25 protein-coding genes are annotated in these 24,346 nt (G+C 32.2%); 14 read left to right on the plus strand and 11 right to left on the minus strand.

The features are described 5' to 3' along the window. Window positions 1–3: 3 nt before the first annotated feature. The 5 genes from TD18_RS06340 to TD18_RS06360 all read right to left on the minus strand — a co-directional run bounded on the left by TD18_RS06340 (window position 4) and on the right by TD18_RS06360 (window position 5,419). The gene (locus TD18_RS06340; RefSeq protein WP_040250118.1) at window positions 4–849 is read right to left on the minus strand and encodes a universal stress protein; all 846 of its coding nucleotides are present in this window, start codon (window positions 847–849) and stop codon (window positions 4–6) included. A gap of 330 nt (window positions 850–1,179) precedes the next feature. Continuing rightward, window positions 1,180–1,566, minus strand: a complete 387-nt coding sequence (locus TD18_RS06345) for a hypothetical protein (protein ID WP_040250120.1) — start codon at window positions 1,564–1,566, stop codon at window positions 1,180–1,182. Next, window positions 1,559–2,419: a universal stress protein gene (locus TD18_RS06350; RefSeq protein ID WP_040250122.1), complete on the minus strand. Its 861-nt coding sequence runs from the start codon at window positions 2,417–2,419 to the stop codon at window positions 1,559–1,561. Before TD18_RS06350 ends, TD18_RS06345 begins: the two co-directional genes overlap by 8 nt. A 67-nt stretch (window positions 2,420–2,486) precedes the next feature. Continuing rightward, window positions 2,487–3,542 (minus strand): response regulator, encoded by a 1,056-nt coding sequence (locus tag TD18_RS06355; protein ID WP_040250125.1) that lies wholly within the window; start codon window positions 3,540–3,542, stop codon window positions 2,487–2,489. Next, complete coding sequence (locus tag TD18_RS06360) at window positions 3,539–5,419, minus strand: sensor histidine kinase (protein ID WP_040250577.1); 1,881 nt, start codon at window positions 5,417–5,419, stop codon at window positions 3,539–3,541. The genes TD18_RS06355 and TD18_RS06360 overlap by 4 nt, the downstream gene beginning before the upstream one ends. A gap of 165 nt (window positions 5,420–5,584) precedes the next feature. Between TD18_RS06360 and TD18_RS06365 the strand changes: the two genes are divergently transcribed. From TD18_RS06365 to TD18_RS06415, 11 genes are all read left to right on the plus strand, one after another. Further along, window positions 5,585–5,995 (plus strand): hypothetical protein, encoded by a 411-nt coding sequence (locus tag TD18_RS06365; protein WP_241480651.1) that lies wholly within the window; start codon window positions 5,585–5,587, stop codon window positions 5,993–5,995. A 189-nt stretch (window positions 5,996–6,184) separates the two neighbouring features. Then, complete coding sequence (locus tag TD18_RS06370) at window positions 6,185–7,270, plus strand: site-2 protease family protein (RefSeq protein ID WP_040250128.1); 1,086 nt, start codon at window positions 6,185–6,187, stop codon at window positions 7,268–7,270. Between the two features lie 2 nt (window positions 7,271–7,272). Next, the gene (locus TD18_RS06375; RefSeq protein WP_040250132.1) at window positions 7,273–8,352 is read left to right on the plus strand and encodes an efflux RND transporter periplasmic adaptor subunit; all 1,080 of its coding nucleotides are present in this window, start codon (window positions 7,273–7,275) and stop codon (window positions 8,350–8,352) included. After that, a complete protein-coding gene (locus TD18_RS06380) occupies window positions 8,352–9,614 on the plus strand; it encodes an ABC transporter permease (protein WP_040250135.1) in 1,263 nt (420 codons plus the stop codon). Before TD18_RS06375 ends, TD18_RS06380 begins: the two co-directional genes overlap by 1 nt. A 1-nt stretch (window position 9,615) precedes the next feature. Next, complete coding sequence (locus tag TD18_RS06385) at window positions 9,616–10,290, plus strand: ABC transporter ATP-binding protein (RefSeq protein ID WP_040250138.1); 675 nt, start codon at window positions 9,616–9,618, stop codon at window positions 10,288–10,290. Between the two features lie 80 nt (window positions 10,291–10,370). After that, on the plus strand, window positions 10,371–11,255 hold the full coding sequence (locus TD18_RS06390; protein ID WP_040250141.1) for a DnaJ C-terminal domain-containing protein: 885 nt from the start codon (window positions 10,371–10,373) through the stop codon (window positions 11,253–11,255). Window position 11,256: 1 nt separating this feature from the next. Beyond that, window positions 11,257–11,553: a chaperone modulator CbpM gene (locus TD18_RS06395; protein ID WP_040250144.1), complete on the plus strand. Its 297-nt coding sequence runs from the start codon at window positions 11,257–11,259 to the stop codon at window positions 11,551–11,553. Window positions 11,554–11,678: 125 nt separating this feature from the next. Beyond that, window positions 11,679–13,646, plus strand: a complete 1,968-nt coding sequence (locus TD18_RS06400; protein ID WP_040250147.1) for a heavy metal translocating P-type ATPase — start codon at window positions 11,679–11,681, stop codon at window positions 13,644–13,646. A gap of 268 nt (window positions 13,647–13,914) precedes the next feature. Further along, window positions 13,915–14,793 carry a DUF3298 domain-containing protein gene (locus TD18_RS06405; protein ID WP_152611320.1) on the plus strand — a complete coding sequence of 293 codons (879 nt, stop codon included), beginning with the start codon at window positions 13,915–13,917 and terminating at the stop codon, window positions 14,791–14,793. Window positions 14,794–14,873: 80 nt separating this feature from the next. Further along, window positions 14,874–15,641 carry a GNAT family N-acetyltransferase gene (locus TD18_RS06410; protein ID WP_160289455.1) on the plus strand — a complete coding sequence of 256 codons (768 nt, stop codon included), beginning with the start codon at window positions 14,874–14,876 and terminating at the stop codon, window positions 15,639–15,641. 166 nt (window positions 15,642–15,807) lie between these two features. Further along, window positions 15,808–16,908, plus strand: a complete 1,101-nt coding sequence (locus TD18_RS06415) for a DUF6920 family protein (protein ID WP_040250156.1) — start codon at window positions 15,808–15,810, stop codon at window positions 16,906–16,908. Here TD18_RS06415 and TD18_RS06420 read toward each other — a convergent pair. Genes TD18_RS06420 through TD18_RS06435 form a run of 4 tightly spaced genes read right to left on the minus strand, consistent with a single transcriptional unit; the run spans window position 16,902 to window position 19,921 of the window. After that, window positions 16,902–17,390, minus strand: coding sequence for a hypothetical protein (locus TD18_RS06420; RefSeq protein WP_040250159.1), 489 nt, complete (start codon window positions 17,388–17,390; stop codon window positions 16,902–16,904). The two genes, TD18_RS06415 and TD18_RS06420, sit on opposite strands and share 7 nt — an antisense overlap. Beyond that, the gene (locus tag TD18_RS06425) at window positions 17,387–18,376 is read right to left on the minus strand and encodes an MlaD family protein (RefSeq protein WP_040250578.1); all 990 of its coding nucleotides are present in this window, start codon (window positions 18,374–18,376) and stop codon (window positions 17,387–17,389) included. The genes TD18_RS06420 and TD18_RS06425 overlap by 4 nt, the downstream gene beginning before the upstream one ends. A 4-nt stretch (window positions 18,377–18,380) precedes the next feature. After that, window positions 18,381–19,142, minus strand: a complete 762-nt coding sequence (locus TD18_RS06430) for an ABC transporter ATP-binding protein (protein ID WP_040250162.1) — start codon at window positions 19,140–19,142, stop codon at window positions 18,381–18,383. After that, on the minus strand, window positions 19,139–19,921 hold the full coding sequence (locus tag TD18_RS06435; RefSeq protein ID WP_040250165.1) for an MlaE family ABC transporter permease: 783 nt from the start codon (window positions 19,919–19,921) through the stop codon (window positions 19,139–19,141). Before TD18_RS06435 ends, TD18_RS06430 begins: the two co-directional genes overlap by 4 nt. 216 nt (window positions 19,922–20,137) lie before the next feature. Between TD18_RS06435 and TD18_RS06440 the strand changes: the two genes are divergently transcribed. Further along, on the plus strand, window positions 20,138–20,743 hold the full coding sequence (locus TD18_RS06440; RefSeq protein ID WP_040250168.1) for a hypothetical protein: 606 nt from the start codon (window positions 20,138–20,140) through the stop codon (window positions 20,741–20,743). A gap of 67 nt (window positions 20,744–20,810) precedes the next feature. Here the strand turns inward: TD18_RS06440 and TD18_RS06445 are convergent, their stop codons facing one another. Both TD18_RS06445 and TD18_RS06450 read right to left on the minus strand, forming a co-directional pair. Then, on the minus strand, window positions 20,811–22,514 hold the full coding sequence (locus tag TD18_RS06445) for an ABC1 kinase family protein (protein WP_040250171.1): 1,704 nt from the start codon (window positions 22,512–22,514) through the stop codon (window positions 20,811–20,813). 4 nt (window positions 22,515–22,518) lie between these two features. Further along, entirely contained in the window at window positions 22,519–22,887 is a 369-nt protein-coding gene (locus tag TD18_RS06450; RefSeq protein ID WP_040250174.1) for a hypothetical protein, read from the minus strand. Between the two features lie 130 nt (window positions 22,888–23,017). Here TD18_RS06450 and TD18_RS06455 point away from each other — a divergent pair, with 130 nt between their 5' ends. Both TD18_RS06455 and TD18_RS06460 read left to right on the plus strand, forming a co-directional pair. Beyond that, a complete protein-coding gene (locus TD18_RS06455; RefSeq protein ID WP_040250178.1) occupies window positions 23,018–23,422 on the plus strand; it encodes a CBS domain-containing protein in 405 nt (134 codons plus the stop codon). Beyond that, complete coding sequence (locus tag TD18_RS06460; RefSeq protein WP_040250181.1) at window positions 23,422–24,345, plus strand: L,D-transpeptidase; 924 nt, start codon at window positions 23,422–23,424, stop codon at window positions 24,343–24,345. Before TD18_RS06455 ends, TD18_RS06460 begins: the two co-directional genes overlap by 1 nt. Window position 24,346: the final 1 nt, after the last annotated feature.

The raw sequence follows: 24,346 nt of genomic DNA on the forward strand, positions 1-24,346 counted from the left end.
TCATTAACGGGCTGTATTTTGCATCGCTAGTAATGGTATTTCCAATCCAAGACTAACTTTGTCTATAGTTGACGGAAAAAGTAAATCTTCTAAAAATGAATGCTGTGTATTAATCATCGTTATGAGATCTATTTTTTTGTCTTCAATACAGCTTTTAATCGTGTCTGCTATTTTTTTACTTTCTTCATGACAAAAATGGACTGTATTGTTTGACAGTGTTTCTTTAATGAATGTTTTATTGTCTTCTTGTCTGATGGATAACTTATTGCTTGTTGATACGTACAACACATGAATATTGCTTCTGTATGATTTTGCTAAAACAGATAGCAGTTTTAATTCGCGACGTTTATATGGTATTAAGTAATTGGTTGGAAATAAAATATCCTTGGGTTGAGTGTTTTTATAATTTGATGGTATAGCAAGTACAGGACACTTTACATATTTTAATACCTGAAAGGTGTGACTTCCAAACACAATGTGACGTTCGTTAGATTTACCCTTAGTTCCCATAACAATTAAGTCGATGTTATGTTTATCTGCAATAGCGTTAGCCTCTTCTACAAGCGTGTTGTTGGCAGATATAATATGATATGTGAATCTGGGATTTGGAGCTAATTCATGAACTGTATCCAGAAGATTTTTAAGGTTGTTTTGAGATTCATTTTTGACCTTATTCAAGACCTCATCAAAAACATCCCGTGAAACCAATTCTTCATGATCATAAAACTCATTTCTATAAGCATGCATAAAATAGAATTCTGTTTTTTGGTATTTGAAAAACTCTAATGCGTATTTAATAGCATTCATAGAATTTTCAGAAAAATCAGTCGGTAAAAGTATAGACAGCATAATTGTGAATTTTAATGGTGTTTAACAAAATTATGATGTAGTCATGAAATAGGCTATGATATATATCAGATTAGTAATTTTATCTCGTTTATCTCGTTTACCTCTGTTAAAGTAATCGCGAGTTTATGTAAGCAACCGAAGTTTAGAGCGTGCTTAATACATCAAAATTTGAGGTGATAAAAAGAAGTCAGACTAATGTCTGACTTCTTTCGAACTTAATTGCAAGTCTTATGAAAATCCCCATTTTCAATAACCAAAATTATTTGGTACTGTAAATATAATCTGATTCGGTTAGACTAACAATGATATAAATCAGTTCACCATTTTATTTTAAATTAGGACGATGTTGTAAGATATGTTTAGCAAATATAGGCCTACAAAGAAAAGTAATAGATAAATAATTTGCACCAATTTAATATTGATTAATATTAAACTATTTACCGTTGGTTTAGGGAATATGAACAGTGCTAATCCAATGATTATAGACAACCAGCCAATACCAGTAATAATGAGCTTATAGCTCAATTCCCAAATATTGTGAAGTAGAATATTAATTAGTCCAAAAATTATAGCCATAAAGGCGAAGAGAATAAGAAATTTTTCATCTTTGAGGTCGTTAAATATTTGTTTAATTCTTTTAGGATTAAGACTTAATACAAAAAAGAATATCAGGAGATACCATCCCCAAAACTTAGCTAATACTAATGAATTATCCATAATACGTGTTTTTTTCGTGTAATACCAAAAATGGAATATCGGTGTGATAGCTTAATTTTTCCACTTTTGAATGAAATAAAATTTGTTGAAAGTAATTGAGATTTTTAGCTACCATGCAAATCATGTTTATATCTCTACTTTCAACAAAACATTGAACGGCATCTTCTACTTTTTTATTTGTTAGATAATGAAAACTAAATTGCTGATTATTAAAAAAATCTTCCAGAAGATCTTTGTTTTTTTCTTCATCTTTAGTTAATTCGACTTTATTTTTATTGATGTGAACAATTCGTAATGATGATTTAAAACGTGTAATGATATCTGAAATAGGTTGCAATACCTGAAGGTCGTGAGATAGTGAGAAGTCGGTAGGAAATGCAATTTCTTTCGGTATGTGAAAATTTGAATTTTCAGGAATTGCTAAGGTGTTACATTTGACTTTAGTGATGACATCTGCAGTATTGGTGCCTAATATAATTTTTTCTAATCCAGATGCGCCTTTTGTGCCCATTACTATATAATCTATGCGTTTTTCTTCAACAGTTTTACGAATAGATTCTATAAAAAAACCATAATCGGTAAGCGTATAAAATTTATGATGTTCCTGATTAGGTGATAGTTTGGAAATACGCTTTAAGATTGAAATTAATTTTTGCTTAGTTGGCTTTGTATAAAGGTCATCTATTACCTTATGGTCTAGCAAATATGGTGTGTCATTTGCAACAATTGAATTTAATCTTATCACATGAAATAAATAAAAGTTGCATTTTATATGTTCAAAAAATTGAATAGCATATTGAATAGCATTCCATGAATTTTCTGAAAAGTCAGTGGGTAATAATACATTTTTCATCGAACAATATCTTTACGATAACAAATGTATTGTCAAGGTGTCAATTAGGAAATGATATTAATCACTTTTAACTGATGCGTTTTAATTTTTCTAAGTCCATTACCTTAATATTTCTACCATCAGCTTTAATAATGCCTTGTTTCTTGAAATTTGTGAGTGTTCTAATCAAAGTTTCGGTTGCTATTCCTGCAACACTTGCCAAGTCACTTCTTGAAATATTAATTGGATCTTCTGGTTTTCGATTAATTTTTTCAGCAAATTTTAAAATCGTTGTCGCTGTTTTTTTATTGACAGAAGCGTAAGCCATTTCTAATAATTGACTTTTTATGCCTAAAATATCATCAGAAAGCATTTGTATAATTTCTAAAGCTAACTTTGGATTCTCATTAAGAATCTCATAAAATTCTTGTGTTGAAACGCCTACAATTTCAGTATTTTCAATTGATGTCGCTGTATCTTTGTGGGGTTGATTATTGATGAATGAGCTGTAGCCAAATAAATCGTCTTCCTTATAAAGTGCCGTTACCAGTTCTTTACCTTGTTCATCAATTTGATGACATTTTACAGCGCCTTTACATACGAGGTAAATATAATTTGAATGGTCTCCTTCACGATAAATAATGGTGTCTTTTTCAAAATTAAAAGAGGTACCATTATCATCGAAGAAATTTTTCAATTCGTTAAGGGTTTTTATTTCTGACGTGTTGTTTTCTTTAATTTCATGATTAGAATGCTCTCTAAAATCTTTTAAAATTAAAGCCTTTGCCAAACGACTTTCAATGGCATTTATTAATTCTGATTCATTAAACGGTTTTGTGATATAATCATCGGCTCCCAAATTCATACCTTTTCTCACGTCTTTGTGTTCGGTTTTGGCAGATAAAAATATAAAAGGAATATATTTTGTGCTCTCGTTTTGAGATAACGATTGCAATACACCATAACCATCAAGTTCAGGCATCATAATGTCGCAAACAATTATATCTGGAAGGTGTTTTTTCGCCATTTTGACACCAATTTTACCGTTTGATGCAGTAATCACTGAGTAGTTAGAAAGCATCAAAAGTTCTGCAGTATTCTCCCTGAGTACAGTATCGTCTTCGATAAGTAAAATAGTGGTCATTTTTTTGCTGTATTTGGTATTGTTATTGTGAACGTAGTTCCTTTTCCTTCCTCACTTTCAAAACAAATCGTACCATCTAAATTTTCTAAATGATTTTTAGTAATGTTTAATCCAATTCCTGTACCTTGAGTATTGCTTACATTTTCAGCCCTGAAATATCGTTCAAAAATATTTTTTTGATCTTTCAATGGGATTCCAATACCATTGTCTTTGACTTGAATAGTAGTCTTTTCTTTGTTTTGTTGCACATTAATGATTATTTCAGATTGTTCAGGAGAATACATAATAGCATTGTTTATTAAATTTGAAAGTATGAGTACAATCGTTTTTTCATCCTGATATAGCGATAAGTCATCTATGTTATCTGGATACTTAATATACTGACCTTCTTTTAATAGCATATTTGCGTTGTAAATGACCTCATCTATAACTTTAGACAATTTAAAATTGCTAAAGCGATAGTTTAATTTACCGGTTTCAAGTTTTTCAAGAGACAGAAAATCATTTAATATATTGTTTAAATAATGTACTTTATCGGCAATGGTTTTAATATGTTTATCGCGTTTATCCTGATCTTCGGTTAATTGGTATTTGCTCAGTAATACGGAAGACGTCAAAATACCGCTTAAGGGTGTTTTAAACTCATGAGAGACTAAAGACAAAAATTGGGTTTTAAGTTTATTGAGCTCTTTTTCTTTTGATAAGGCAACCTTAAGCTGTTCTGTTCGTTCTTCAACTTTCTTTTCAAGTTTCTCTGTATAATTTTTACGTTCTGTAATATCTAAAATAATTGCCACAAAAACCTCTTCATCTCCCAAATTTGAGAGTTGCAAATGCACTTCTACAGGGTAGGTTGTGCCATCTTTACGTTCATGAATCGACTCAAATTCTAATTTTTCAACTTTTTTTTGGAATAACACGTCTATAGATTCCCTAAATTTAGTTTCATTTTCTTGAGTTTTTATATTTAAAGGCGTCATGTTTTTTAATTCCTCAAGACTATATCCAATATTTTTTTGTGCACCATAATTGACGTTTATAAACTTTAGTGTTTTAGCATCAAAAACATAGATTTCGTTTAGTGATTCATCGAAAATGGTTGCCAAATGATTGCGTTCAGATTCAGCTTCTTTTCTTTTGGTAACATCATTTTGAATCCCAATAAAATTAGTGACGATGCCTTTTTTATCAATTATTGGCATGATGTATAAATCATTCCAAAATAACGAACCGTCCTTTTTATAATTTCTGAGAGTTATTTGGCAGCTTTCCCCTTTTTTTATAGCCATTCGCAATTCTTTTAATGGCTCTTGATCTCTATCCTTACCTTGTAGAAACCGACAATTATGATTGAGTATTTCTTGACTTGAATAACCTGTTAAATTTTGAAAAGCTGAATTGAAATAGATAATAGGATTATCATGCTGTAACGCATCAGTAATTACAATACCATTGCTGGCAGACTGGAGTGCGCTGCTTTTTAACATTAAGTTTTTTTCGATTTCTTTTTGTTCAGAAACATCTCTAACCAATGCCATGACATAGGTTTTGTTATAAATTTTAAAAGGATTGAGTTCTACTTCAACAGCTATGGTATTTCCATCTTTTCTTAAACCGAATAAATCTTTGGAAGCTCCCATACGCCTCGGTTTCCCTTTTTTGATGAAAGTTTCGAAATGTCTTGAATGATCGTTGTGGTAATTTGATGGAAGTAATAGATTTAAATTTCTATGAATAAGTTCATTTTTTTTATAACCAAAAATAGCCTCAGTAGTCTTATTAACTTCCATGATATGTTGCTGATTATCAACAATAATAATGCCTTCTGAAACGGCCTCTAACAGGATATTAAATATTTCTTGATCTTGCTTAAGCATGGATGGGAATGGTTGGGATTTGATACCAATCAATTAACCTTAAATTTAATGAATTTCTACAAATTTACCTAACTCAAGCTGTTAATATTTAAGGATGATCAGTAACTGATTTATATCATTGTGCCAGTTTTGAAATTATGTAATTTTATATCAAATTAGATGATTTTGGAAGCGATACAACAAACCAATCCTGAATTTTACCAACAACTTGGTAAGCTTTTTTTTGCCATTGCAAATGCCGATAATTCTATTAGAAATGAAGAGTTGAAAAGACTTGAAGAAGTTCTCAAAACAGAATGGACTGATCTAAATCAAGTCGATACTGTAGCTAAGAATACAATTATAGAAACTTTTAAATGGTTAGAAAGTGATCATGAATATGACTCTGATACCTGTTATACTAGTTTTGTAAACTATAAAAGAGCCCACGAATCTATTTTTGATAACGATATTAAATCACTTATTATGAAAACTGCAGCAAAAATTGCATCTAGTTACAATAGTCAAAATAAGTCAGAGCTCATTATGCTTGCCAATTTGGATCTTGAATTTAAACGTCATACTTCTGATTCTTGATACCAGAAATTCATAAAACGATTGTGACGTGTGCATTGAAAAACCTAGTTAATACATAACGGTGTTCAAAATAGTGCGTTACGACTTATGAAGTCTGACCAATATCATTTTACAGGACTCATTTCAACTGTATTTTTACAATATTCAGCAAGTAAGAGATGGCATCACTCATAAAAATTAATGCATATCATGAAATCAAACTTAGGTTTAGGGCGTCTTTTTGGAATTAAAATTAGAATTCATTGGACATTTTCATTTTTAATTGTTTGGATTATTTTTGATGAATTACAAAGCGGAGGTAATATTCAAAGTATCATGTTTAATCTGGCTCTTGTAGTTGCTGTTTTTTTATGTGTAGTTTTACATGAATTAGGACATGCATTAACGGCTAAGCAATTCGGAATTCAAACTAGTAAAATAACATTACTACCAATAGGTGGATTAGCTAGTTTAGATAAACTGCCTGAGTCGCCAAAACAGGAACTTTTAGTAGTTGTTGCAGGTCCTTTAGTTAATTTGGTAATCGCTCTTGCATTGTATGTTGCCATTCCTGTTCAAAATTACATCCATTTAAATTTTACAGAAATTATGACCTCTTTGATGAGTTTCACACTACAAAACTTTCTGTTCTATTTGTTTATCGTTAATGTAGGTTTGGTTTTGTTCAATTGTATTCCAGCTTTTCCACTGGATGGTGGTCGTGTTTTAAGAGCCTTGTTAGCCTTAAAAATGAATCGGTTAAAAGCAACTCAAATAGCTGCTACCATTGGGCAAATCATTGCTGTATTTTTATTGTTGGTTGGGCTGCTATTTAATCCATTTCTGATTTTTATTGCTTTGTTCATTTTTTTAGGCGCTTATGGTGAAAATCAAATGGTTCAACATCTAAATTTTATTAAGGGACATTCAGTTGAAGAAGCTATGCTCATTAATATTTCAGTGTTTAAACCAAGTGATTCTATAGATCTCGTCATTAACAAAATAATTTCAGGAACTGAGACTAATTTTGTAGTTGTAGATGAAGGAACGGTTAAAGGAATTTTATATCACAAGCGCATTGTTGAAAATTCAAATAAAAATGTTTTGGTTGAAGCCATTATGGAACGGGATTTTAAATGTGTTGACAGCTCTGATAGCTTAAAAAAAATATATCATCTTATTTACAATGAAACACAAGAATTTTATCCTGTTTTAAGCCAAAGAAAATTAGTAGGAGCTATTGATACTGTCAATTTAAATGAATATATAGCATTACAATCTAAACTAGCATATTAGACATGAAAACAGGGTTTTACATTAGTTTTTTAATACTTTTAGGTTCTTGTTCTGGTCAACAAGAACGAATTCTACCACAAGAGCGTACACTGGTCGAATCTGTTTATGCTTCAGTAACGATTCAACCAGATAGTCTTTATCAGGTTTATGCGACAGTTTCAGGCTTATTAGATGTGAATTTGGTTGAAGAAGGTGATTTGGTTTATAAAAATGATCCCTTATTTCAGATAATTAATAACACACCAAAACTTAATACTCAAAATGCAAAGTTTACCTTAGATTTAGCCAAGGAAAATTATAATGGTAGAGCTGCTATTTTAAGTAGCATTGAAGATGAAATAGCGGCTTCAATGTTGAAATATAAAAATGATTCGGTTAACTACTTCAGACAAAAGAATCTTTGGGATCAAAATATTGGTTCGAAATTACAGTTTGATACTCAAAAACTGAATTATGAGTTAGCTTCCAACCAATTAAAACTTCTACAGAATAAATATCACAGAACAAAAAATGAATTGCTTACAAGTTTAAAGCAAGCACAGAACAATTACCAATCAGCATCAATTGCGACAAAAGATTTTAGAGTAGAAAGTAAGATTAATGGTAAGGTATACGCGCTTTACAAAGAGCCAGGAGAAATTGTAACTAGCATGGAACCATTGGCTGCAATTGGCAGTGCTGATAGATTTATAATTGAAATGCTAGTAGATGAAGTGGATATTGTAAGAATTGCGATAAGGCAAGACGTTGTAATTCATCTTGATGCTTATGCAGATACCATTTTTAAAGCTAAGGTGTCTAAAATATATCCTAAAAAAGATGAAAGAAACCAAACGTTTAAAGTCGAGGCTGTTTTTGAAAATCCACCAAAGGTGTTATATCCAGGTCTATCAGGAGAAGGGAATATCATTATTTCAACAAAAGAAAATGTTTTAACCATTCCTAAAACCTATCTCAATCAAGTTCATCAAGTTAAAACAGACCAAGGGTTAATAACAGTCACAACAGGCTTGGAAAATATGGAATATATCGAAATACAATCAGGACTCACAAGTGATACCTATCTCTATAAACACAACTAATGACAAACTGGAAAGTCATACTGAACATTGCCAAAACACACTTGCTTACTAAAATAAAGCAAACTTCTACAGCTGCATTAGGTGTAACGTTTGGTATTGGTTCATACATTACACTGGTTTGTTTTATGACAGGATTAAATGCCATGTTAGATGATTTAATTTTGAATCAAACACCACACATTCATGTGTATAATGAAATAGAGCCTTCAAAACAACAACCTGTTTCCCTTTTTGATGATGTAAACAGTAGTTTTAATGTAGTGCATTCAATTAAGCCTAAATTGAGTCAAAAGAAAATTCATAATGCCGTACCGATAATTGACTTTTTAGAAGGTAATAAAAATGTTCGAGGAGCGCTTCCTCAAGTAAAAACGCAAATCTTTTATGTCGCAGGATCTATAGAAATAGGAGGGAATTTAACAGGTATTAACTCAGTAGAAGAGACCAAGCTTTTCAATATGAGTGATTATATTGTTGAAGGTTCGGCCGAAGCCTTAGAGCAAACCGATAATGGCATTCTTTTAGGAATAGGAATCGCTAAAAAAATGTCATTAAAAGTTGGCGATCGAGTACAGGTGAGTCCGATAAATGGTGGGATTTTTCCATTAAAAATTGTCGGGTTCTATCAAAGTGGAATTGCCGATTTGGATGCCATTCAAAGCTTTACTAGTATTAAAACAATACAGCGTATATTGGGCAAAGCGAATAACTACATTACAGATATTAATATAAAGTTATTTGATATAGAGCAAGCGCCTTCATTGGCAAAAATGATTGAGCAACAATTTAAATTAAAAGCCATCGATATCAAAACGGCCAATGCACAGTTTGAAACAGGAACTTCTATACGTAATCTGATTACCTATGCTGTATCAATTACTCTTCTTATCGTTGCTGGATTTGGAATTTATAATATACTAAACATGCTCATTTATGAAAAAATGAATGACATCGCTATCTTAAAAGCTACTGGGTTTTCGGGCAAAGACGTGCAGCTTATTTTTATGAGTCAAGCTATGATTATAGGTTTTGTTGGTGGTATTTTAGGGTTGCTTATAGGTTTTGGTCTGGCCAGTTTAATTGATACCATTCCATTTCAAACAGAAGCATTACCAACGGTTGAGACCTATCCAATCAATATGAATCCGTTATTTTTTATAATTGGATTTTCATTTGCTATGCTTTCAACATTTCTAGCTGGCTATTTGCCATCAAAAAAAGCAAGAAAAATAGATCCCGTAAAAATCATTAGAGGACAATAATATGAGTGTTGTATTACAAGCGAAACATATCAATAAATACTTTAGGAAGCCTGTGTTGTTTCATGTGCTAAAGGATATCAATTTTCAAATTGAAAAAGGAGAGTTTGTATCGATTATGGGTAAATCGGGTTGTGGAAAATCAACATTGCTATATATTCTTTCCACGATGGATACCGATTATGAAGGTGAATTATTTTTGAGTGATCAATTGGTGACAGGGCAATCCAGAGCACATTTGTCATATTTACGCAATAAGCATATAGGTTTTGTGTTTCAATTTCATTACCTGTTATCTGAGTTTTCAGTTCTAGAAAATGTCATGCTTCCCGCCAAAAAACTAGCTGAGAAATCGCATCAGGAAATAGAACACGATGCCATGCAAAAACTAAAAATTCTTAATATAGATCACTTGGCTAAAAAACGAGCCTCTCAAGTTTCAGGAGGCGAAAAACAACGAGTAGCTATTGCCAGAGCACTAATCAATAATCCGTCTATAATTATGGGAGATGAGCCAACAGGAAATTTAGATAGTCATAATGCTGAAAACGTTTTCAACATCTTTAAACAGCTCAGTGAAGAACAAAATTTGTCATTGCTCATTGTAACTCATGATGAAGATTTTGCGAATAAGACCGATAGAATCATACAAATGGGAGATGGTAAAATCATTATATAATCTAAAGACCATAATGTGTGATTTTTATCATTTTATGTTATGATTATATTTACTAAATTGCTAACTAAATCCTAGAATGTATGGCATTTATAGACTACTATAAAATCCTTGGCATTTCAAAAGAAGCCACAGAAAATGATATTAAAAAAGCATATCGAAAATTGGCTCGTAAATACCATCCGGATTTAAATCCTAACGATACAGTTGCTGAGCAAAAGTTTAAGGAAATTAATGAAGCTAACGAAGTTTTGGGTAACCCAGAAAATCGTAAAAAATATGATGCTTATGGAGAGCATTGGCAACATGCTGAAGAATACGAGAAAGCAAAACAACAAGAGCAGTATCAAAAAACGAATAGTGATCCTTATGGTGGTTATTCTGAAGAAGATTTTTCAGATTTTTTCGGATCAATGTTCGGTGATAATTTCAATAAATCTCAAGGAAGGCAGGTGAAATTTCGAGGTCAGGATTATAATGCTGAACTACAACTCAACCTCAAAGATGTATATGCGTACCATAAACGAACACTTACGGTAAATAATAAAAATATTCGCCTAACAATTCCAGCTGGAGTTGAAAATGGTCAAGTTATTAAAATTAAAGGTCATGGAGGAAAAGGTATAAATGGAGGCCCAAATGGCGATTTGTATATTAAATTTTCAATACTCAATACGTCTGAATTCAAAAGAGATGCTCACAATTTATATCTCACAGTTGATTTAGATTTGTATAAGGCCTTGCTAGGAGGTGACTTAACTGTAAATACGTTCGATGGAAAAGTGAAGCTCAACGTAAAGCCAGGAACGCAAAACGGCACCAAAGTGAAATTGAAAGGGAAAGGGTTTCCAAAGTATAAAAAACAGGGAGAATTTGGAGATTTATATATCACTTATGCTATTAAATTACCAACAAATCTTTCAGCAAAAGAAAAAGAACTTTTTACCGAACTCTCAAAATTGCGATAACATGGACACAACACACTTCATATCAATTCAACAGTTTTGCACACATTATAACGTTCCTTCAAGTTTTATCAATGCACTTTACGACTACGAGCTCATTGAAATAACAGTGCGTGATAATACCAATTATTTAAAAGTGAATCAGCTCAATGAAGTTGAAAAAATGATGCGACTCCATTACGAATTAGATATTAATATTGAAGGAATTGATGTAATTTATAATCTACTAAAGCAATTAGAGCAGCTTCAATCTGAAATTAGAACCTTAAAAAACAGATTAAATGTTTATGAGGATGTATAATTCTCTTATTTTTTTATAATTAGATATACATTAAATTCACTATTTACACCGAAAGTGAAAGTATCTAATTACATTGCTATTGTAAAAATAAAAATCTGATTTAAAACCTTTATGGAACATTTGTAATGAAGCACACTAAGTCAGAGCCACACGATCATAATCAAATATTAGGAAAAAAAACAGAACTTTACTTTGCCATTTTTTGTGGTGTTTTTCTACTTGCAGGTTTCTTAATTGAAAAACTAACGGACTATAACCAATGGTTTGCTTTGTCAAGCTATATTACGGCATATTTTTTCGGTGGGTATTTTATAAGCATCGAGGCATATAAGAAAATTAAAAAAGGCGGTTTTGATATTGATTTTTTAATGATTGCTGCGGCTGTAGGAGCGGCTTATATAGGAAGTTGGGCAGAAGGCGCATTGTTACTTTTTCTTTTTAGTTTGGGCCATGCCTTAGAGCATTACGCCATGAATAAAGCTAAGAAATCTATCGAAGCTTTAAATTCATTATCTCCAAAAATAGCAATCGTCAAAAGGCATGGTCGACTTGAAGAAATTTCAATTGATGACTTAAAAATTAACGATATTATAGTTGTAAAACCGCACACAAAAATTGCAGCAGATGGTATTATAATTAGCGGAAGCAGCAGTGTGAACCAAGCGCCAATTACAGGTGAAAGTATGCCTGTTGACAAAACCTTTATCGAAACTACAGATAATTTACCAGCGTTTGATAGTCTAGATAAGAAACATGTTGTCTTTACAGGAACGATTAATGGAGATCATGTTTTAGAAGTTCTCGTTTTAAAATTAAGTAAAGATTCAACGGTTTCTCGATTAATAAAAATGGTTAAAGATGTTGAAACTCAAAAATCACCAACCCAAAGATTAACCAAAAAATTTGAAAAGTGGTATGTGCCAATTGTGATCCTCGTTGTTTTCCTATTATGCTTTGCTTATTTGATTGTAGACGAGAATTTTGATACGAGTTTGTACAGAGCTATAACAGTTTTAGTAGCTGCAAGTCCTTGTGCTTTAGCAATTTCAACACCTAGTGCGGTGTTGAGTGGTATTGCAAGAGCAGCACAAAAAGGGGTATTAATCAAAGGAGGAAAAGCATTAGAAGATTTAGGAGGGATTTCGACCATTGCGTTTGATAAAACTGGAACGTTAACAGAAGGAAAACCCAAACTCACTCATGTTATTCCGCTTCATGATTTAAGTGAAATTGCACTTAGTCAACTTGTATTGGATGTCGAAAGCTTAAGCAATCATCCACTGGCTAAAGCCATTTCAACAGATATTAAAATTCAATATAATTTAGAAGTACAAAACAAGGCTTCTAACGTAAATGCCATACAAGGCAAGGGAATTAGTGCCATATATTCCGGTAATGAAGTTTTTATTGGAAATTTAAAGTTGATGGAAGATTCAGGTATCAAAACAGATCGTGAAGTCAAATCTAGTATCGTCAACTTATCAGAAAATGGTCATACGGTAATGATTGTGGCTTATCAAAATGTGATTGTAGGGCTTATTGGTGTTATGGACATACCTCGAAAAACGGCAGCAGCTACATTAATCAAGTTGAAACAAATTGGTATTAAACACATGATAATGCTTACAGGTGATCATCAAAATGTAGGAAACGCAATTGCCAGGCAAATAGGTCTTACTGATGCAAGAGGCGATTTATTACCTGAAGATAAAGTGTCTGCTGTAAGAGAATTAATTGAGAGAGATAAAAAAATTGCGATGGTAGGTGATGGTGTTAATGATGCACCAGCAATGGCATTAAGCACTGTGAGTATAGCAATGGGAGCAGCCGGAAGTGATGTAGCTTTAGAAACAGCAGATGTCGCGTTAATGTCTGATAAAATTGAAAACTTACCATTTGTCATCGGTTTGAGCCGAGAATCTAAACGGATTATTAAGCAAAATATCATGATTAGTTTAGGTGTTGTATTTCTGTTAGTTCCAGTAACTATTTTAGGTCTTACCAATATTGGATTGGCTGTAGCTTTTCATGAAGGTTCTACAATAGTGGTGGTATTGAACGCTTTGCGATTATTGCGTTACAAAATGGATTAAATTTATCCTAATTTAAAATTTAAATGATCACTCTTAGACGTAACTATTGACTTACAAAAGAACGGTACTTATAATAGCTTTTTTTAGTATAAAACACTAGTATAGAGCATAATGTTGTAGGTCACACATCTTTTAAGACTGTTGAAGGATTTTAGTAATTTACAGTAAGTATGGTTAACTGATTAAAATCATAGTTGAATTTGATTTTTTTACATAATTTAATCCTTTATCTGAAAATAATTTCAGTATTCACTTAAGTTCACAACCAATGAAATATTTATATATTCTATTTCTAATTCTATTGTTATCAAATTGTAAAAACGATTCCAATAAAGAAAATTTTGATAATATTGAAGACATCGAAGTTGTAGCACTTCCTGTAAAAGATACTTCACAAACAAATCATACTAATATTGAATCTCTGGATAAGTCCATTACGATAGAAATGAAACAAAAAACACTCATTAAAAAAAGTGACGAACGTGAAGAGCTTCAAAAATTGATTCTTGATAAAAGATATGTTATTGAAAAGGAAGACTATAATCTTAATTTTAAATATCCGCTTCTCAATGAGTCGTTTAAACCAACACATAGAAACTTTAATGAGTTTATAAACGAGTATTATATAAATGTGTCCCAAATTGAAAAAGACATCTTAGAAAGTAAGTTATTATGCGATAGTATAGAAGCGCAAAATTTCAGAGAAGAACGTTTTATAGACTACAAAATCTATAATGTCAATGATCAACTTGTAAGTATTTTGTTTTACAAGGAAAATTTTTATTCGGGAGCGATGCATCCAAGTTTTTCTTTTGACTGCTTTAATTTCGATTTAAATAGAGGTGTATTTATGACTTATGATGACTTTTTTATTGAAGGATCAGAAGGCGAATTGTTAATGGTACTCAATGAAAAACTCAATGAAAAAATTAAAAGTGGAGGTCTGTATTATGATTGCTGGGAATTATCGTTAACAGATTTTATAGGCAGTAAAAACAATTTTGTTCTTAATGAAACTTACGTAGAATTTTACTTTGATGATTGCACGATATGTCCTTCTTATACTGGGACGTATTCTATTGAACTTCAACTAATAGATTTGTTATCCGTTTTAAAGAAATATGATTTAAATCCTTTAGTGTTTTAATTTTAAACCCATTAATTACAAGTTTATGTAAGCTTTTTGTTTGACTTGTTAATCGATATATGCATATAAACGTATTTCTTATGAATGCTACGAAAATCATAGAAGTAACTCCTCAAAATGTTCACGAACACTCCTTTTTTTGTATTAGAAATATAAAAAGTCCCGGTTTTGAAAGTAAGAGACGATGGTTTGAAAAACGATTCAAAGAAGGGTTACAACTGAAAATTTTGAAATCGGAAGATGATAAAATGCTCGGATTTATAGAATTTACGCCAGCTGAAAAAGCATGGAGACCTGTTGATGCTGGTAATTATATGTTTATTCATTGTATTGCAGTCTCTTCAAAAAAAGACCGAGAACAGGGTTTTGGTTCGATGTTAATTAATGAAGCCGAACGCGAAGCCAAAAAACGTCATATGGATGGTCTATGTGTGATGACCAGTAAAGGCGCTTGGATGGCTAATAAAACAGTTTTTGAAAAAAATGGATTTAAAGAAGTTGACCGTCGAGGTCGATTTGAATTGCTATCCAAATCTTGGACTATTAATGCTTCAATCCCTAAATTATACGATTGGACTTTGCAGCAAAAAAAGTATTCCGGTTGGAATTTAGTCTATGCAGATCAATGTCCTTGGCATGAGAAATCGGCTTTCGATTTATTGAATACTGCAATGGATTTTGGTATTGATTTAAAAGTAACTAAAATGACTTCTGTAGAAGATGCCAAACAAGCGCCTTCAGGTTTTGGAGTGTTCAATCTGCTTTACAACGGCAAACTCATTGAGGACCACTATATCAGTGCCACACGTTTTAAAAACATTTTGAGAAATATTAGTAAGAGTGTATAAACTGACCACTATCATTTCATAAGGCATCATCATTTCTTAAATTAATGGTTCTACAAAATAATGTGCTATTATGAAAATTCAATTAAGACTAAAACTTGTATTTGCAGTTTTAATATTACTATTAACGACCTTGCTATTTGTTTAAACTATGATATCATAGAAAGTCATGAAGTATGCCTTTGCCATATTACTATGTATTCACGGTATAATCCATCTTATGGGTTTTGCAAAGGCATTTTATCTTACCGACATACAACAGCAGATCTTAGGTATCTCAAAACCTATTGGTTTCCTATGGTTGGTCACTTTTATTTTGTTTATCGTTACTGCGATACAATTTCTAACTTATAAAAAGTGGTTTTATTTAGCACATATAGTTGTTGCTGTATCGCAAATCTTAATCATAATGGCTTGGAAAGATGCTAGGTTTGGTACCATCCTAAATTTTATCATTCTTGTAGTAAGTATAGCATCGCTCAGCACTTACAGATTTCATGCTATGATTGATAATGAATCAACTCAGATTTTATATAATGCCACACGCTCAACGCATAATAACATTTCTAAGAAAAATTTTAAAGACCTTCCGGAAATTGTAAAAAAATGGATGCAGAATTCTGGTGGAACAGATCATATAAAAGTGTCATCGGTACGTTTAAAACAACAAGGAGAAATGCGAATGAAACCAACTAGCAAATGGATGTCGTTTAAAGCAGATCAATATTTTGATGTGACTCATGCATCATTTGTATGGAAAACCCATGTTCATGAAAATCATGTAGTCAATATGGTTGGTCGCGATAAATTGGTAAATGGAGAAGGAGCGATGCTCATTAAATTATTCGGAATGTTCCCAGTGATTAATGCATCAAAAAACTACCAAATCAATTCAGGAGCCATGATTAGATATTTGGCGGAAACGTGCTGGTTTCCTTCGGCAACTTTACACGATTATATCACTTGGGAAGGCATAGACGATACTTCAGCAAGAGCAACCTTTAAGCAGAATAATCTTTCAGTTTCTGGAGTGTTTTCATTTAATACTGAAGGCGATTTAGTTTCATTTAAAGCAGAGCGCTATTATGGTGGAAGTGAAGATGCCAAATTAGAAAACTGGTATGTTGAAATGGTGTCTTACAAAACATTTCATGGGATTAGAATTCCGAATAAAAGTAAAGTGACTTGGCAATTAGAAAACACCGATTTTCATTGGCTTACTATTGAGATTACAGATTTAGACTATAACCCAATACAGTTATTTCAATAGCCTAATTTGTTTTTGGTAGTTGGAACTTCCCATTTTATCATTTCCTTTAAAAACTCATCTACCTGCTCAATGATTAATTTTTCAGTAATGATTTTTGGGTCATAGGTTTCCAGCTCGATGCTGCTGTTTTCTACAGGAATCTGTTCTAAATAAGGAAATAATATAAACGTATGAACGTCTCCACTGTAGGATTGTGAAAATACTAAAGCACCGCCAATAATGAATTGATAAGCAGGAATTTGATTGGTACAATCTATGAGCTCCTTTGGGAACGAATCAAACGTAATATTAATCGCTTCGTTGGTTCCTATCCATGTTAGTTCTTGTACCTTCCATCCAATGTCATATTCTTTGCAAATGGATTTCAAAGTGTTACTTATTAAAGCTTTGGTTTTTGTTTCCCAAAGGATTTTTTTGTCAACCACAGTTTTAATGGAATCTTTGTAGTCGCTAACACGTTCTTTTAAATGTTGTATGTTCATTGTGTATCTTTTTCAGTCTTTTTTTCTTGACGCTCTAATTTTCTGAAATAGCCTCTAAACAAGAAATTATGTTTTAAAGCCTCCATGTTTTGATTGAATTTATCTGTGCCTTGATTGATGTTATCGAGTGTAGATTTTAAACTATTCACTAAGGTCGTATCCTTGACTATATAATTGTAAGCACCTTCACCAGAATGAAACTCATCGACAACAGTATTAATATCAACAAGCATTCGTTCAATTTCTTGACTGGATAATTCGAGATTACTAATTACCGATTTTAGTTTATGGCCAGAGATAGAATCATTTAAAAGCATGCCCAAAACAGTATCATCATTAGTTTTTATAGATGTAATGACGTCGTTTAGCTCATTAATGGTGTACGAAGCGCCTTTACTTGCCAATTTAAGATTGTTTACCGATTGTTTAAGATCTTGTGCCATAATGGTGTCGTTTAGTAATAAGCCGACAGTCCCTTTGCCTTCTAACATGGCTGTTGTTATTTTAAGTAAATCGGAAGTTAGAATTGCTGCGTTTTCAGATCCAACACTTAAGGTGCTAAGGATATCATCTGCACCAATTTTACTGTAAGATACAATAACATCGCCATTACTGATTAATTCTGAATCACCTTGTCCAGGAACAATATTCACAATCATATTACCAACTAAACCATCAGAACCAATGGTTGCAATAGCATTTTTTTTAAGATGAGTGATGATTTTTTCCTGAATATTCATGGTAACCTGAATAGAAGAATCATTCACCATAATAATATCATTAACGGTTCCTATATCAATCCCAGAGTAACGAACATTATTGCCACGTTGTAAGCCATTTACATTCTGGAAATAGGCACTTATGACAAAAGTTTTATTGAACATGTTTTGTCGCTGTCCGATGAAGTATATAGCTGTAATGAATAACATTGTACCAATAATAACAAAGAGTCCTAATCTCAATTTTTGTGGTTTAGTCTGTTTCATTGTTTTAGTGTTTAAAAAATGCTCTAATTTTTGGATCATCACTCGATGATAATTCTGCATAGGTACCTTCTGCATAATCGATACCATCAATTAACAAAATCATTCGGTCAGAAATCACTCGAGCACAATCCACATCATGCGTTATTATTAAGGACGAGGTGCCATATTTATCCTGAATCTCCTGCATTAAAAGAATTATCTCTTTCGCCGTTATGGGATCAAGTCCACTTGTGGGTTCATCGTAAAGAATAATTTTAGGTTGCAGTATTAAGGTTCTAGCTAAGGCGATTCGTCGTTTCATACCTCCTGAAAGTTCGGCTGGCATCAGATCAATGGCACTTAATAAACCTACGCTATCCAAGGCTTCGTTTACCAAGGTTTCGGTATCAATATCTTTATTAAATTTTTTGGTATGACGTCTTAGTGGAAATTCTAAGTTTTCTCTAACCGTCATAGAATCATATAATGCGCTTCCTTGAAATAGAAAACCAATATCAGCTCTAAGGATGTCTAAAGCTTTTTGGTCTAAGGTAGTAATATCGTTATTCATAACGCGAATAAATCCGCTATCGGCTTCCATCAATCCAACTAAACATTTAATCATTACGGATTTTCCTGAACCCGATTTTCCCATAATCACTAAATTTTCACCTTGATAAAGTTTCATATTAAAACCATTAAGCACATGGTTGTCACCAAAACTTTTCCGAAGATCTCTAATTTCGAGAACGATATTGTCTGTTGATATGTCAGATGGCGAGATCATAAATCGTAGAAAATATCAGTTACAAAAACGGCAATAAAATCAATAACAAACAATAATAGCGACGACAGTACAACAGCTGTATTTGCAGCTTTACCAACACCTTCAGTTCCTTTACTACAATTAAAACCTTTAAAGCAACCTACAACTCCAATAGCTAAGCCAAAAAAGAATGTTTTGATAGTTGCAGGAATAATGTCACCAAATTCTAAGGCATCAAATACCTTATTAAAATAAAGCATAAAAGACACATTACCTTTGATATTCTCCACCAAATAGGAACCAAATAAAGCAATAGCATCTCCAAATAGAACCAATAAAGGAAGCATAAGTGTGATGGCGAGAACACGTGTAACTACTAAGTATTTAAAGGGATTGGTTCCCGAAACTTCCATAGCATCAATCTGTTCGGTGACTCGCATAGATCCTAATTCGGCACCAATACCAGAACCAATTCTACCAGCGCAAACTAAAGCGGTGATTATTGGTCCGACTTCACGAACTATGGATATACTAACCATTGAAGGCATCCAAGAGACTGCGCCAAATTCCATTAGCGTTGGTCTGGTTTGAAGTGTCAAAACCAAACCTATAATAAACCCTGTGATACCAACAAGCAATAATGAACGGTTACCCATTTGATAACACTGACGAAGAAATTCTTTCATCTCGAATGGACGCTTCACTACTTCAACAAAAAAACGCTTTGTGAACAATGAAATTTCTCCAACTTCAATAAAGAAAGACGTTAATTGGTTTTTTATTTGATATAATCCAATCATTTTCAGCTGTGATTCAATCAAATGTATGATAATTATGAAGCTCATAAAATGATAATGGTCAATTCAAGAATTTATTCCGAATTAAGATTAAATAACGGATTTCAGCATGAATATATCGATCTGTAATTTTCTTTAATGTTACTTTGAACTGATTTTTATCATTGTGTTTAACGGGATTTATTAAGACATTTAATATCATCATAAAATATCATACTCATGAAAACTAAACAAGACAGTAACTTTGTAGACAAGGTTATTGGTGCACTCAGAAAAACAGCTGTTGAGCTAGAAGAGTTTCAAGTTCAAGCAGCTTTGGGTAAGGCAGAAGCCCAAGATACATATGAAGACGTGAAAAAGAAGTTTAATATATTTCTTCATGAAAGCGAATTCAAAATTTCAGGCCTCAAAGATAAAATTGAAGACCTTAATACTAAGTTTGACGAATTGCGTGTACAATTAGCATTAGGTAAGGCTGAAACAAAGGAGATTTTTAAAAAGCAGAAAAAGGAATTGCTTTTAACCTTGCACGATATTGAAGTAAAAATTAAAACAAACGAAGCTTTAACCAGAATGTATGCTTTAACGTTAATTGAAATTGAACAATTTAAAATTCAGTTAGAAATTTTAGAACATCGCTTCAATAAAGAAAAGAGTAAAGCTAAAGATACGTTTGAAAAAGGCAAACAAGAATTTAACTCGTTTATAGACAAGTTTAAAGGAAAATATGGTAAGAAGAAAGTAGAGGAAACAAAGTTAGAGCATTTTCAACATGAGATAACAGAAGCTTTTGATCATTTTAAGAAAGCCTTTTCTAAGCCATAATCTTCTGTTCTAGTCATTAAAAAAGTACAATTTTCATTGTACTTTTTTTTAGTTTTAGTATTTATTATCATAAATCGTAATCACCTTTTTTGAGGTTCATAACCATTCCGAAGCCTAGGATTACTGCTAGCGAAAAGCTAATCATGCCCAGTAACGATATATCATTCCATGTAGGATTTATTTTGAAGACAATAAACAGGGATGCTCCAACAATTAAGGCAACCATGATGAAAGCTGTTATCAGTTGTTTTGTAATGCGTTGAAGCGTATGAACCATGGGATCTATACCTTTATGTGTTAAATCGACTTTAACTTCACCTGAGTTAATCTTTCTTATAGCATTTTTTAAATCGGTTGGGAATTCTTCCATATAATTTGTGAGTTCCACAACAGAATTGGCAACTTTTTTACCAATGAGAATCGGATTATATTTTTTGGTAGCACTTTTTCTGAGATAAGGTTTTGCAATATCAAATTGTTCTAACTCTGGATGAAGTTTTTTCAGCACGCCTTCAAGCGTAACTAATGATCTTGCAAATAGAAAAAAGTAGGTTGGTACTTTAAGTCCGTGAGCTATAATGATGTCTTTAAGTTCTAATAGAATGGTACTCATTTCATTGTCATTAATATCTCGCACATAATATTTTTCTACAAATTCATTAATATCAAACTCTAAATCTCTCATGTTTTTAATTGGAGCATTGTTTGATAAACGTTGTAGGGATTGGATAATACCTTTGACATCTTTTTCACTAATAGCAATAAATAGTTTTCCAAAAATCGAAATATCTCTGGGAAGCATACTGCCCATCATACCAAAATCTAAATAACAGATATGACCATTAGGCAATACAAATAAATTACCTGGATGTGGATCGGCATGGAAAAAGCCATATTCAAATATTTGCTTAAAAAAACTTGTAGCCAATCGACTTGCAATAATTTTGGTATCAAAGTCTTTACTTTTTAAGACTTCTATTTGATCGATTTTTATTCCTGAAATATACTCTAAGGCTAGTACTTTGTTGGTTGTAAATTCTGGATATACTTTGGGTGCTTGAGCAAATTGATCTAAGGAATCATCGGCTTTTAAATTATTGTAAAAGCGTTGCACATTAATGGATTCATTGATAAAATCAATTTCTTTTAGGATAGAAGCTTCAAAATTTTTAACAAGTCCGACAGGATCAAAACTCTTTAGTGATGGCATTCTACGCTCTAAAATTTCGGCGATATTATACATAGCCTTAATGTCTTCTGCTATAATGTCATGAATTCCAGCACGCTGAATTTTAAGTGCGATACGTTTTCCGGAGTGCAAAGTAACCTTATGAACTTGAGCAATTGAGGCTGAAGCAAAAGGTTTTGGTTCAAACCAGGCAAATAATTTTTTCACAGAACCTTTGAGTTCGGTTTCTACAAGGTTTTTGGCCACGTCTTCAGGCATAGGAGGTACATTATCGTGAAGTTTTTCTAATTCAAGAGCCAGTTCTAAAGGAATTAAATCTGGTCTATTACTTAAAATTTGTCCGAATTTCACAAAAGTAGGACCTAACTCTTCGCAAACCAATCGCATCTTTGCCCATCTGCTAAACTCCATAGCATGCGATCGAGATTTACTTGGGACTAGCTTTTTAATGAAGGCATATTTTTTCTTTTCATCTAAATAATACACAAAATCTTCAAAGCCATATTTTATTAGGACTCTAAGGATTTGATTATATCTTGAAATCGATTTAAAATTTTTCCCTATACCAGATAAGATTCCCATGATATTATGATTCCAAATGATTGATTCGAGCTTCTAGAAGAGCAACTGTTGCATCTAATTTTTCAAGTTTTTCGTTTAAAGCTTTGATCTCGTCTAAATGAGCAATATTAATTTTTTTATAGAAGTTAACGACCTGCTGTTCAATTTTTTCATTTAGTTCTTCTTTCAATTGATGTGTTTTCCCTACAATGCGATCAATAAATTCCAATTCATTTCCGTTTTCATCAAATTCAGGATTAGACATAAACGCATTCATATTGTCTTTTCCTTTTTCAGTGTATTCCTTAATTCTATCCAGAATTTCGGTGTCTTTTGCCATAAAATAGAGGCTTGAACTTAAGGTTAGTAACTCTAACATTGTTTTAGTTTTCATAAGTGTAATTTTAACTTAAACTATCCTAAATTTAGTATTAAAAGGATTGCTTTGAAATGATTAAAATCATTTATAGTGAATTAATAATACTTTAACTTTAGTAGTATTAATAACCCTAAATAATAGTGTGATGAAAACGAATTCAATTACCAAAATTATGACCAAAAATGTCGTATGTGTTTCACCAGATCAGAACCTTTTGGATGTTAAGCATATTTATGAAAAAGACGAATTTCATCATCATATTCCAGTTGTTGAAAATGATAAATTAGTAGGCATGGTAAGTTTACTTGATTTTATGTATCATATTGCTGGAGCAGGTTTAAGCGATGATAATGAAGTCTATAAAAAATTAAGCGTGAAAGATATTTTTACGCCTAATCCATTTTATATGACCTCAGAATCAAGTATAGAAGAAGTTGCAGAGGTATTAACTCAAGGACGATATCGTGCAGTGCCAATAACAAACAACAGTAAACTTGTTGGTATTGTATCAACTGCAGATGTCATTAAATACTTTTTGAAAAAAGACTGATGCTACTGATTAATCGACATATCATTCTTATCATATTTGTACTTTTTATTGTGAAGTTAGACTTCAATAAGGAGGACAGCTTAGAACAAAATTCTACTATTGTAAAATCAGAAAACTATTTTACTTCTGATACGCTTTTGGTAAACGAGAATATATTGATAGAGGATTACTTTCAGTATATAGATTCTGTAGTCAAGGCCTATGATTCTTTAACTCCATATAAGTTTAGTGAACACCTTTTGGTGAGTGCGAATTCTTGGATAATAGACACGCTTCAGAATACAGATTACTATAGAATGATGGCTCGCGATACTTTTGTTTATGATCAGAAAAAGATGATAGCTATTCCCAAAGGAAGTTTTATTATCATTCCTGATTCAATCCAGGCTCATAAGCTATCAGAACAATTTCTAAAAACCAGATTGGATATTAACATTCCAGAATTTAAACTACGTATCTATGAGGATTCTACAATGCTTTACGAATTTCCTATTAGAGTAGGACGGGATGAAAAAAAGTATCTAGAAATGTCTGGCAGAATTCAAAACTTAAAAACTAAAACAGGAGTTGGTATTATTGTTAATCATGTTCGTAACCCTAGATACGTTAACCCAGTTGATAATCAGCAGTATTTTGTGACAAGACGAGATGATAACAAAGTGACTAAATTACCTCAGATACCTTTTATTGAAACAGAGCTTAATGGGATTAGATACGGACAATTAATTCATCCAACAACGAATCCAATGACATTAATGAAAGCATATTCTAATGGCTGTATAGGGACCAGAGAAGCTGATGCTTGGGTGATTTATTATTATGCTCCAATTGGAACTCCTATAACCATCAGGTATGATTTAGACATTATCACTCCAGATGGCATTCATATAGTGTTGGACGATATTTATAAAAAACAGAGATAAA

Source organism: Psychroserpens mesophilus, from assembly GCF_000826645.1.
GTDB lineage: Bacteria > Bacteroidota > Bacteroidia > Flavobacteriales > Flavobacteriaceae > Psychroserpens > Psychroserpens mesophilus.